Raw genomic sequence first — 11648 nt, 5'->3', positions numbered from 1 at the left:
ATAATTTTACAAGATGAAAAAGAATAAAAAAATAATTGGATTTTCAATCCTGACAATTGTTTTAATATTAGTGGGGAAATATATTTATGACATGAACATCAACCACAATTTTGAAACGATTACAGAAGGAAAAGTGTACAAATCAGGAGTGATTCCTCCAGATGAAATAGAAAGTTATGTTAAGAAATACCATATAAAATCGATTGTCGATTTGCGTTTTCCAGGAACTGCAGATTTAAAGAATAATCCTGAGATTCCTGCTGAACTTACGGCAGAGCAAGTTGCGGTAGCCAAAATAAAAGGAGTGAATTATTTCAATAATGGATCAGATCAGGTTCCAAAACAAGAAAATTTAGACCTTTTTTTCAAAATAATGGACAATAAAGACAATTATCCGGTCTTGATTCATTGCTATCATGGCATCGGTCGTGCCGAAATGTATTCAGCATTATATAGAATTGAATATGAAAATTTCACGAATGAAGATGCACGTAAAGGAGTACGGACAATATTAAAATATAGCTCTTTTGATGACGGAACTCCAAAAGGAGAATATTTGAAAGCTTATAAATCGAGAAAAGAATTAGCAACAGGAAAGAAGTAACTAAAGAGTTTAAAACTCAAATTGTCTGATTTGGTTTTATCCTATTTTTATTTCAAAAATAAATTATAATGCATTTGTAAGGATTTGATTGTCATTGTTTAAATAGAAAATAAATGCAGGTTTCTCTTCGTTTATAAAATGATTTTCGTAATTTAGAATGTGCAGTTTAAGACATAAATATAAAATTTACCTATTTGAACGATTTAAAATTTTATATTTGCGGTTCGAATTAAAAACAAAAACGCAGAAATCCTATGGAATATTTAGATTTTGAGCTTCCTATAAAAGAACTAGAAGAACAGTTAGATAAATGTGTTGTTATTGGTCAGGAATCAGATGTTGATGTAACGAATACTTGCAAACAAATCAACAAAAAGCTAGAAGAAACTAAAAGGCATATTTATAAAAATTTGACTGCTTGGCAACGTGTACAGCTGTCAAGACATCCAAGTCGTCCTTATACAATGGATCATGTACGAGCGCTATGCGGCGAAACCTTTCTAGAACTTTTTGGCGACAGGGGTTTTAAAGATGATAAAGCCATGATTGGTGGTTTAGGAAAAATTGATGGGCAATCTTTTATGATTGTGGGTCAACAAAAAGGGTTTAATACTAAGACACGACAATTTCGTAATTTTGGAATGCCAAACCCTGAAGGATATAGAAAAGCGTTGCGATTGATGAAAATGGCAGAGAAGTTTGGTATTCCTGTTTTAACATTAATTGACACACCGGGTGCTTATCCAGGATTAGAAGCCGAAGAACGCGGACAAGGTGAGGCTATTGCCAGAAATATCTTTGAAATGATATGTCTAAAAGTGCCAATCATCACAGTTATTGTAGGTGAAGGAGCTTCTGGTGGAGCATTAGGAATAGGTGTGGGAGATAAAGTATACATGATGGAAAACACTTGGTATTCTGTTATATCTCCTGAATCATGTTCTTCTATTTTATGGAAAAGCTGGGAATATAAAGAACAAGCTGCCGAAGCATTGAAATTGACTTCAGCCGACATGAAGAAACAAAAATTAGTTGATGATATTATCCCTGAACCATTAGGTGGAGCGCATTACGATAGAGAAACTGCTTTCAAAACGGTTGAGCAATATATCATGAAAGGATTCAATGAATTGAAAGACTTATCAACAGAAGAATTAGTTGCCAGAAGAATGGATAAATACAGTAAAATGGGCGAATATAAAGAGTAAAATCTTACAAATTGATATTTAATCCGAAGCCTTACAGTTTCGGATTTTTTTATGGTTATAAACAAAAAATAGTTACTTATGAACATTTATTTGTAACAACTCACTAACGATATTTTTTTAATTTTTGTTACTTTCGCTCTATGGAAAACTTCAGAAATATTAATCCTGTTAAGGTTGATAAAACTACTATAATAAGCCTTGAAAAAGGAAAATTGCAACCGCAGGTTCTCGATTTAGAAGAGGCTGTGCTTGGCGCCATGATGATTGATAAAAAAGGGGTAGATGATGTAATTGACATTTTACAACCTGATGCTTTTTATAAAGATGCACACAAACATATTTTTGAGGCTATCGTTCAACTGTTTACAGAAACGCAGCCTATTGACTTATTAACCGTTTCTGCCCAGCTCAAGAAAAATGCAAAATTAGAGTTGGCTGGAGGAGATTTTTACCTTATTCAGCTTACGCAAAAGATTTCGTCTTCGGCACACATTGAATTTCATTCCAGGATTATTCTTCAAAAATTTATTCAACGCAGTTTGATTCGAATTTCTACAGAAATCATTGAAGAATCATACGATGAAACTACAGATGTTTTTGATTTATTGGATAGAGCCGAATCCAAATTATACGAAGTAACTCAAGGAAATATAAAACGTAGTTCTGAAACGGCTCAGAGTTTAGTGTTACAAGCCAAAAAACGAATTGAGGAAATTGCCGGTCAGGAAGGATTGAGTGGTGTAGCAACAGGTTTTGATAAATTAGATAAGATTACTTCAGGTTGGCAACCAAGTGATTTAATTATTATAGCGGCAAGGCCAGCAATGGGTAAGACCGCATTTGTATTGTCGATGGCACGAAATATGGCAATTGATTTTGGAATGCCGGTTGCTTTATTTTCTTTGGAGATGGCATCGGTTCAGTTGATCACTCGTTTGATTTCATCTGAAACAGGTTTGTCATCGGAGAAATTACGTACTGGAAAACTGGAAAAACACGAATGGGAACAATTAAGTACCAAAGTTAAAAATTTAGAAAAAGCTCCATTATTTATTGATGATACGCCATCACTTTCTATTTTTGATTTAAGAGCAAAAGCGAGACGTTTAGTTTCACAACATGGTATCCGAATAATCATTGTTGATTATTTGCAATTGATGACAGCCGGTGGAAACGGAAAAGGTGGAGGAAATAGAGAGCAGGAGATTTCTACGATTTCCCGAAATTTAAAAGCATTGGCAAAGGAATTGAATGTTCCTGTAATTGCGCTTTCTCAACTATCTCGTGCGGTGGAAACACGTGGTTCCAGTAAAAGACCATTGCTTTCTGACCTTCGTGAATCGGGTGCGATTGAGCAAGATGCCGATATTGTATCGTTTTTATACCGTCCTGAATATTATAAAATTGATGAATGGGATGATGATGAAGCTTCACCAACTGCAGGTCAGGCGGAAATAATGATAGCAAAACACCGTAATGGTAGTATCGAAAACGTTCGGTTAAAATTTATTGGACACTTGGGTAAATTTGATAATCTGGAAGATTATAGTGGCGGTTATGATGATTTGCCATCTAGTATGAATCAAGATGATAATCCTTTTATTACTAAAAACCTACCATCTGCTAATGACGCTTTTGGAAGTAACTTGAATGACCCCGACGACGACAGTGATGTACCGTTCTAAAATATAAATTTAAATCCGCTTTTATAGCGGATTTTTTTATGATTTTCATCGCCTAAAAACTATTATCTTTGAAATAAAAACGGTAATGTCTTTCAGTAATTCACTCTATGTTCTAGTACTTTTTATTTCCTTTTCGGTCAGAGCTTCTTTTATTTTGTTGCCAATGGATGAAACCACACAGCAAAATCATTTGAAAGCCTACGGGATTACCTATTGGTGTTTGGATAAAAACTACAAGGCAAGTTGGTTGCTCAATTATCGAGGTGGTTCTTTTTTACTCCCCGATGCCGAAGAAATACGCAAAGAATGCCAGATTCGGGGGGTGAGTTTTGAAATCCTTTCGGATAGTGAGGAAGCCAAAATTCTGGATGAAATTTCGAGTCCTTCTCAAAATATGGAAACGGTAGTGTTAGAAAAAGCACCAAAAATAGCGGTTTATACCCCAAAAGGAAAACAGCCTTGGGATGACGCAGTAACATTAGTTTTGACTTATGCCGAAATTCCTTTTACACCTATTTATGATGAAGAAGTATTAAGTGATCAATTACTACTTTATGACTGGTTGCACTTGCATCATGAAGATTTTACGGGGCAATATGGTAAATTTTATAGCGCTTATAAAAATGCGCCTTGGTACATTGAGCAAAAGAAAGATGCTGAAGCATTGGCAACTAGATTAGGCTATTCAAAAGTGTCTCAAGAAAAGGGAGCTGTTGCAAAAAAAATTAGAGACTTTGTGATTGGCGGTGGATTTATGTTTGCAATGTGTTCCGCAACGGATAGTTTTGATATTGCTTTAGCAGCTGATGGCGTGGATATTTGTGAAGCAATGTTTGATGGTGATGCCAGTGACGCTAATTATCAATCGAAGATGAATTATAGCAATTCTTTTGCTTTCAAAGATTTTACTTTGGAAAGAAGACCGGAACAATATGAATTTTCGGATATTGATATGACTTCGAAAAGAAGAATTCTTATGGACAAAGATTATTTTACTTTAATGGAATTTTCGGCAAAATGGGATCCGATTCCGAGTATGTTGTGTCAAAATCATACACAGTTGGTGAAAGGTTTCATGGGGCAGACGACTTCTTTTGATGCATCACTTATAAAATCGAATATTTTGGTAATGGGAACTTGTGAACTGAATGGCGAAGCACGGTACATTCATGGCGAAAAAGGTAAAGGTATGTTCACTTTTTATGGTGGTCATGATCCTGAAGATTTTCAGCATCAGGTAGGCGATGCGCCAACAGTTTTGGATTTGCATCCCAATTCACCGGGCTATCGATTGATATTGAATAATGTTTTGTTTCCTGCAGCTAAGAAGAAAAAACAGAAGACCTAATATAACAAAAAAGCCAATCGATACCGATTGGCTTTTTTGTTTTTTAGCCCTGATGGGAATGGCATCCTTTTCTTGCCTTCTTTAGGCAAGGAAAGATATAATGGACAGCAGGAATTAGCTCCTAGTTACTTAAAAAATTACACACTTCCGTGTTCGTTTTCTTTATCTAAATATTCTTGTACAATATCGATAGCATTAGTAACTACATCACTTAATGCAGTGATGAAGCTTCCTTCTTCGGCGCAATTGATAGCGTGTTTTATTGCTTCGGTTTCTTTTGGAATGATTTCATAGGTAACGGTTTTACCAGAATTTTTAATTCCTTCCAATATTAAATCAATGATTTCCTCTTCGGTTCTTCCTCGTAGGTATTTTTCTTGTCGAATGATAATGTGGTCGAACATTCTCGCCGCTATAAATGCACATTCTTTAATATCTTCATCACGACGATCACCAACACCGGCAATAATTCCAATTTTCTTAGTGGCATCGACACTTTGTAAATATTCTTCCACCCCTTTGTAACCCGATGCATTGTGTGCAAAATCAATCAATACTTTGAATTTTTTGAACTCAAAGATATTCATACGACCCGGAGTTTGTGCAGCACTTGGAATGAATGTTTGTAAGGATAAACTAATGTCTTCAGTTTTAAAGCCCCATAAATAACTGGCTAAAGTGGCCGCAAGGACATTAGCAATCATGAATTTTGCTTTTCCTCCTAACGTTAGAGGAACGTGAGTCGCGCGTTCAATACGGATTTTCCATTCTCCTTTTTTGATGGTAATGTATCCATTCTCATATACAGCAACCGTTTTTCCTTCAGCACATAGTTTTTTAATGAAATCACTGTCTTCACTCAAACTGAAATAGGCTACATTACAATTCAGGTCTTTGCCTAATTTTACACAATGTTCATCGTCTCCATTTAAAACAGCCCAACCATCTTTTTTAATGCTTTTGACAACCGTTGCTTTTACTCTGGCTAGGTCATCTAAAGTATGAATATCACTTAATCCCAAATGGTCTTCTTGAATATTGGTAATAATTCCGATATCGCAACGGCTAAAACCCAAACCAGAACGAAGAATACCACCACGGGCAGTTTCTAAAACGGCAAATTCTACTGTTGGATCTCTCAAAACATATTCAGCACTTAGAGGTCCCGTTGTATCGCCTTTTTCCATCATGTGATTTTGAATATAAATTCCATCTGATGTGGTGAATCCTACTTTGAAACCATTATTTTTTACAATATGTGCCAAAAGTCGGGTAGTGGTAGTTTTACCATTAGTTCCCGTCACAGCAATTATAGGAATACGGAAGGATTTTCCGGGAGGATATAACATGTCAATAACCGGTGAAGCAACATTTCTGGGCAATCCTTCAGAAGGGGCAAGGTGCATTCTAAAACCTGGAGCCGCATTGACTTCAAGGATTACACCGCCATTTTCTTTTAAAGGTTGCGTTAAATTCTCTGCCATAATATCAATACCACAAACATCTAACCCGATTACTCTTGAAATTCTTTCGGCAAGAAAGATATTTTCGGGATGCATCATATCGGTAACATCTACAGAAGTTCCGCCAGTACTTAAATTTGCAGTGGATTTTAGAAAAACTATTTCACCAATTCTAGGAATCGTTTCTAATGTATAGTCTAATTTTTCTAATAAATCTTCAGTATCTCTGTCTACATCAATTTGGGTTAATACATTTTCATGTCCGTAACCTCTTCTGGGATCCAGATTTGTCGTGTCAATTAATTGTTTAATGTTGTCAGTTCCATTACCTATTACGTGAGCCGGAACACGTTTGGCGGCAGCAACTAATTTATTGTCAATTACTAATATTCTAAAATCGAAACCGGTAATGAATTTTTCCACAATAACTCGTTTGCCATATACTTGTGCAAAAGCTAAGCCTGAAATGGCATCTTCCCAATTAGTAACATTAATGGAAGCACCTTTTCCATGATTTCCATCCAAAGGTTTTAATACGATAGGATACCCAATTTTTTTGATAGTTTCAGCTAAGCTTTCTTCGTCCGTACAAATACTTCCATTGGCAACTGGAATCGAAGCCATATCCAACATTTTTTTGGTAAGTTCTTTGTTACAAGCGATATCTACAGCTATACTGCTGGTTTTACAAGTAATTGTTGCTTGAAAACGCATTTGATTAATACCATATCCTAGTTGAACTAAGGAATTTGTTCCTAATCGTATCCAAGGTATATTCCTGGAAACAGCTTCTTCTACAATACTTCCCGTACTTGGTCCTAGCCGTACACGTTCCCGTATTTCACGCATTTTTTGTAAGTCAGCATTCAAATCGTAATCCGTCCCTGCAATTAACGCTTCGGCAATTGCAACAGAAGATTCTGCGGCAAAAAGACCAACATTTTCTTCTGTATAACTGAAGACTACATTATAAGTTCCTGGAGTTTTGGTTTCTCGGGTTCTTCCAAAGCCCGTTTCCATACCTGCCAAAGATTGAATTTCAAGCGCAATATGTTCAATTACATGTCCCATCCAAGTACCGCGTTCCACTCTGGAAAAAAATCCGCCACGACAACCTTCAGAACAGCGATGTTCAATCATTGTAGGAAACATAGCTTCAATGCGTTCTCTAAATCCATCTATTTTATTTGTTGGAAATTGTTCCATTTCTTCCAAATCCAATCGCATTTGAATTAACTTTTTTCTTTGGATGCTCCAAATATTGGGTCCACGAAGGGCTTGTACTTTAATTATTTTCATAAAACGGGATTATTATTTTTTGAACTGAAAAATGGATATATAATGAGTTGATTTTGAATTTTATAGATTCTAACTTTGAGAAAAATACAAGTATTTAGATGATTTTTTTTTAGAAAAAGTACAGAATGCAACTAATGTAGTTTTTTTAAAATAGGAATCAAAATTTATTTCTTTAAAAAGAAACAATAAAGCCACTGTTTGTGATAATTTAAAAAAAAGTCATAGTTCAATAGCTTCTTTTATCTTTTTGGTTATTTTTACAAAATGAATATACTAGGAAAACTTATAATAATAGGAGGTGCAGTAGATAAAGGAAGTTTTACTGAAACTGATTTGGATAAAAATGCTACTAGCAATTTAAACTTTTTTGAAACAGGGATTTTAAAAAGGATAATAAACGAATCAAAACACAAAGAGAATTCACGAATAGAAATCATTACTACAGCTTCTGTAATTCCTCGAGAAATTGGTCCGGAATATGTTAAAGCATTTGAGTATTTAAATGCTAAAAATGTGGATATACTTACTATAGAAAGACGCGAACAAGCTGCTGATGAAGAAATTTTAGCCCGATTGAAAGCTGCCGATATCGTTATGTTTACCGGCGGTGATCAACTGCGATTAACTTCTATTCTGGGAGGAACACCTTTTCATGATATTTTATTGGATAAATACCATAATGAAGAATTTATTTATGCAGGAACTTCTGCAGGTGCTGCAGCAGCTTCTAATAATATGATTTATCAAGGCAGTAGTTCTGAAGCTTTATTGAAAGGGGAAGTAAAAATTTCTAGCGGATTGGGCTTAATAGATGGTGTTATAATCGATACTCATTTTGTGCAACGCGGACGAATTGGCCGACTTTTTCAAGCGGTTGTTGGGAATCCCAGAGTATTGGGAATAGGGCTCGGAGAAGATACGGGATTGTTGATTACCAATAATGCTCAAATGGAAGCTATTGGTTCCGGATTAGTTATTTTGGTCGATGGTCGTGAAATAAAAGACACCAATTTGACGAAAGTAGAACTAGGACAGCCCATTTCAATTTCACATTTGGTAACACATGTCATGAGCAAATTCGACACCTATAATTTAGAAACGCATTTAATGCATATACAATCTTCACATTATTTGTAATTCAGGTTTTGGGTAATTGGTTTTAGGCTTTGGTCTAAATATTCAATACCCAGTACTCAACATCCATACCATGAAACTAATTATACACGGCGGTTTTTTCTCAGAATCTTCTACCAATCACGAAACAAAAGTTGCCAAGCAAAATGCGCTGGAGCAAATTGTAAAAGATTCCTATGCATTTTTAAAAACACATTCAGCATTGGAAACAGTTGTTTATGCCGTTTCCCTTTTGGAAGATGACGAATTGTTTAATGCAGGAGTTGGTTCCCAAATACAAAGTGACGGTAAAATAAGAATGAGCGCTGCGATTATGGATGGTGAAACTCAGAAAATGAGTGGCGTTATCAATATCGAAGAAGTGAAAAATCCCGTTCAGGTTGCCCAAATATTGATGCAATATGACGACAGGGTTTTGGGTGGGAGTGGCGCAACTAATTTTGCGCGGCAGCACGGTTTCGAATCTTTTTCAACCGAGATTCCGCAACGTAGAGCTGAATACGAAGCAAAACTGAAATCACTGGGAACAGGAACAGTGGGTTGTGTGGCTTTAGACCAAAATGGAAAAATCGCTGTAGCGACTTCTACTGGTGGAAAAGGTTTTGAAATCCCAGGACGCATTTCAGATTCGGCAACTGTAGCAGGAAATTATGCCAATGAATTTTGCGGTGTAAGTTTAACTGGAGTGGGCGAGGATATTGTAAGCAATGCAACAGCTGCCAAAATTGTCACTCGGATAACCGATGGCTTTACATTACAAGAAGCCTTTACTAAAACGTTCAACGAATTAAAACCATATGATGGTTTTGCCGGTGCAATTGCAATTGATAAGGAAGGAAATATGTTTCATCAGGATTCACATCCAAGTATGGTTTTTGCAAGTTTTGATGGCGAAAATTTTGAAGTTTTTGAATGATTTAATTCAAAGAAAATTCAAACCAAATAGGAATATGATCTGATATTATTCTGGCTTCTTTTAAGGAATTAAAGTTTTTGTAAAAGGCAATAATTCCAGAATTTATGAAATTAATTTTCGAAGTTTTGAAATACATATTGTCGAATTCCGAGGCAAGACATTTATCATTTACACATTCTTGTTTCAATGACGTTTTTTGGTTAACCAAAATAGATTGATATCCCATTTTTTTCAAAGGATTAAAAACCGTATGCGATTGCGGACAATTGAAATCACCCGTAAAAATCAAATTTAAGGAAGGATATTCATCTGGTAGAAATTTGAAATATTTAATCTCGGTTTCGGGTTGTTTATTTTTAGTTATGGCATGAAAATTAGCTATTGTAAATTGTTTATTTTCATATTGAAACGTACAGAAATAAGGTTCCCTGTCAATCTCTAAATGATATTTTTTCTCGAGCCACGCTCTCCCAATTTTCTTTAACTTGTCTGTTTTCCAGATAAAAGCGTAACGTTCAGTTTTATAGGCACTGCTGCTGGTTGGATTACTAATTACATAATCCCATTTGTTTCCTTTGCGATTGAGTTCGTCTGCCAGTTTTGCTACTGCCTGTGCTCCGCCATAACCCGCTACGACTTCCTGAATGGCAATAATATCATAATCCCTCAGCGAATTTGCAATGTAGCTAATCGTTTCTTCCGATTTTGATTTACCAAAGTTTTCTAAATTCCAGGACAAGAGTTTGGTTTGGGAGAAAGTAATGGAAGAAATCAATAGCAATATAAAGGAAAATAGGTGTCTCATGATGAGATTTTTATTTTAAACTAACTAATTCACTAAAATTTAATTCTTTACAGAAAGTCTTATTTTAGAAAAAAAATAGCTTTATTAATCGTCCATTATTTCAAAAGTAAATTTGGTATTGGATTGTTTTTTTGTTTAGCTGATTCTTAATTATGAAAGTTTATTACTTTGATATGGATTATAATTGATTGATGTGAATTATCTTTTTGAGTTTCTATTAATACTTGGAACATCATCATCATATTTATAATTTGAAATATTGAAATTAATTTTTTTTTCTTTTTTTTCTTTTTTAGTAGGGCATGGAGATAATGTAAGCAATAGGATAAGTCCTATTAAGAATATTTTTTTCATACGACATTTATATAATGTATAATTATTCACAACAGCTATTAATAATTTTCATTTTTATTTTTAATATTTTTTTTATTTGATCCTTTGTCAATAATTCTTTTTCTTCTGCGTTGTTTAGTTTTAACCCTAACGCTTCCGTTTTTGCTCTCATGTAAGGATATTTTGCTAATGAAATTGTATTTCCTCTCAGGGATTTTTTATAATGAATTATATATTCTTTTACATAATTGACATAATCATCAACTAATTTATTCAATTTTAGATTCTTCTTTGTTGCTTTATGGTCTAAGACGATTATAATAGCTTTTTTGATCATGACTTTATTATCTGTTCTGAAATTAGATTTGACTTTATCAAAACAAAATTAGATTTAATGAAAATGGTATCCTTACGGGAAAACGTAATACAAGAAAAAATATATCAAGATTGAAACTTAATCTGTATTGATTTTTCTAAATCGTTTCATAGAAATAAAACACAGATTATAACTTAATCCAGTTGCTCGCAATCCAGTCCAGCAATTCTTCTCGGTAAATTTGATGTTCTAAAATTGAGTGTTGTAAGAAGCTTTCTACTTTTTGAAAACTTGCTTTTGTTTGAGGAACTTTATATTTTTTTAAAAATTCATTACAAAAATGGACTACTTCACATTCTTCCGTTTTATCCACATATGTGGAATCATAAATTTCAATTTGAGTTCCATCATTTGTTTTAGTAACAATTTGTGAATATCCTGTAAATGCTAAATCGTCAGTTGTAAAATTGGCCATTTTTTTAATTTTAAAGTTAAACAGGCCAAACATAATTCTAATAAAAATTATTTTTTTACGGG

At 34.4% G+C, this 11648-nt stretch carries 11 protein-coding genes; 6 read left to right on the top strand and 5 right to left on the bottom strand.

Annotated elements, in window-relative coordinates; translation table 11 throughout:
* Window positions 1–13 precede the first annotated feature (13 nt).
* The 4 genes from T410_RS00130 (at window position 14) to T410_RS00115 (ending at window position 4845) form a co-directional block, all read left to right on the top strand.
* On the top strand, window positions 14–604 hold the full coding sequence (locus tag T410_RS00130) for a dual specificity protein phosphatase family protein (protein WP_035667550.1): 591 nt from the start codon (window positions 14–16) through the stop codon (window positions 602–604).
* Window positions 605–858: 254 nt separating this feature from the next.
* Window positions 859–1812, top strand: a complete 954-nt coding sequence (locus T410_RS00125) for an acetyl-CoA carboxylase carboxyltransferase subunit alpha (protein ID WP_035667548.1) — start codon at window positions 859–861, stop codon at window positions 1810–1812.
* Between the two features lie 140 nt (window positions 1813–1952).
* Window positions 1953–3497, top strand: a complete 1545-nt coding sequence (gene dnaB / locus T410_RS00120; RefSeq protein ID WP_035667546.1) for a replicative DNA helicase — start codon at window positions 1953–1955, stop codon at window positions 3495–3497.
* Between the two features lie 85 nt (window positions 3498–3582).
* Complete coding sequence (locus tag T410_RS00115) at window positions 3583–4845, top strand: hypothetical protein (protein ID WP_035667543.1); 1263 nt, start codon at window positions 3583–3585, stop codon at window positions 4843–4845.
* 137 nt (window positions 4846–4982) lie between these two features.
* Here T410_RS00115 and cphA read toward each other — a convergent pair whose 3' ends face one another.
* Window positions 4983–7607 carry a cyanophycin synthetase gene (cphA, locus tag T410_RS00110; RefSeq protein ID WP_035667541.1) on the bottom strand — a complete coding sequence of 875 codons (2625 nt, stop codon included), beginning with the start codon at window positions 7605–7607 and terminating at the stop codon, window positions 4983–4985.
* A 264-nt stretch (window positions 7608–7871) separates the two neighbouring features.
* Here cphA and T410_RS00105 point away from each other — a divergent pair, with 264 nt between their 5' ends.
* Window positions 7872–8744: a cyanophycinase gene (locus T410_RS00105; RefSeq protein WP_035667539.1), complete on the top strand. Its 873-nt coding sequence runs from the start codon at window positions 7872–7874 to the stop codon at window positions 8742–8744.
* A gap of 70 nt (window positions 8745–8814) precedes the next feature.
* Window positions 8815–9657 (top strand): isoaspartyl peptidase/L-asparaginase, encoded by an 843-nt coding sequence (locus T410_RS00100; protein ID WP_035673848.1) that lies wholly within the window; start codon window positions 8815–8817, stop codon window positions 9655–9657.
* Between the two features lies 1 nt (window position 9658).
* On the opposite strand, the gene T410_RS00095 is transcribed toward T410_RS00100, so the two are convergent.
* The 4 genes from T410_RS00095 to T410_RS00085 form a co-directional block, all read right to left on the bottom strand.
* Complete coding sequence (locus T410_RS00095) at window positions 9659–10462, bottom strand: endonuclease/exonuclease/phosphatase family protein (protein WP_035667537.1); 804 nt, start codon at window positions 10460–10462, stop codon at window positions 9659–9661.
* 198 nt (window positions 10463–10660) lie between these two features.
* Window positions 10661–10816, bottom strand: coding sequence for a hypothetical protein (locus T410_RS16995; RefSeq protein ID WP_193743710.1), 156 nt, complete (start codon window positions 10814–10816; stop codon window positions 10661–10663).
* A gap of 22 nt (window positions 10817–10838) precedes the next feature.
* Window positions 10839–11132, bottom strand: coding sequence for a hypothetical protein (locus T410_RS00090; protein WP_051929303.1), 294 nt, complete (start codon window positions 11130–11132; stop codon window positions 10839–10841).
* A 166-nt stretch (window positions 11133–11298) separates the two neighbouring features.
* On the bottom strand, window positions 11299–11586 hold the full coding sequence (locus tag T410_RS00085; RefSeq protein ID WP_152556911.1) for a hypothetical protein: 288 nt from the start codon (window positions 11584–11586) through the stop codon (window positions 11299–11301).
* Window positions 11587–11648 lie beyond the last annotated feature (62 nt).

Source organism: Flavobacterium sp. 83 (genome assembly GCF_000744835.1).
GTDB lineage: Bacteria > Bacteroidota > Bacteroidia > Flavobacteriales > Flavobacteriaceae > Flavobacterium.
The sequence above is the reverse complement of the archived record's forward strand: the minus strand, read 5'-3'. Positions and strand labels throughout refer to the sequence as shown.

Bases quoted from the DNA above. Each gene is read 5' to 3' on its own strand.
- T410_RS00130 (WP_035667550.1), top strand. From the start codon at position 14: ATGAAAAAGAATAAAAAAATAATTGGATTTTCAATCCTGACAATTGTT.
- T410_RS00125 (WP_035667548.1), top strand. From the start codon at position 859: ATGGAATATTTAGATTTTGAGCTTCCTATAAAAGAACTAGAAGAACAG.
- dnaB (WP_035667546.1), top strand. From the start codon at position 1,953: ATGGAAAACTTCAGAAATATTAATCCTGTTAAGGTTGATAAAACTACT.
- T410_RS00115 (WP_035667543.1), top strand. From the start codon at position 3,583: ATGTCTTTCAGTAATTCACTCTATGTTCTAGTACTTTTTATTTCCTTT.
- cphA (WP_035667541.1), bottom strand. From the start codon at position 7,607: ATGAAAATAATTAAAGTACAAGCCCTTCGTGGACCCAATATTTGGAGC.
- T410_RS00105 (WP_035667539.1), top strand. From the start codon at position 7,872: ATGAATATACTAGGAAAACTTATAATAATAGGAGGTGCAGTAGATAAA.
- T410_RS00100 (WP_035673848.1), top strand. From the start codon at position 8,815: ATGAAACTAATTATACACGGCGGTTTTTTCTCAGAATCTTCTACCAAT.
- T410_RS00095 (WP_035667537.1), bottom strand. From the start codon at position 10,462: ATGAGACACCTATTTTCCTTTATATTGCTATTGATTTCTTCCATTACT.
- T410_RS16995 (WP_193743710.1), bottom strand. From the start codon at position 10,816: ATGAAAAAAATATTCTTAATAGGACTTATCCTATTGCTTACATTATCT.
- T410_RS00090 (WP_051929303.1), bottom strand. From the start codon at position 11,132: ATGATCAAAAAAGCTATTATAATCGTCTTAGACCATAAAGCAACAAAG.
- T410_RS00085 (WP_152556911.1), bottom strand. From the start codon at position 11,586: ATGGCCAATTTTACAACTGACGATTTAGCATTTACAGGATATTCACAA.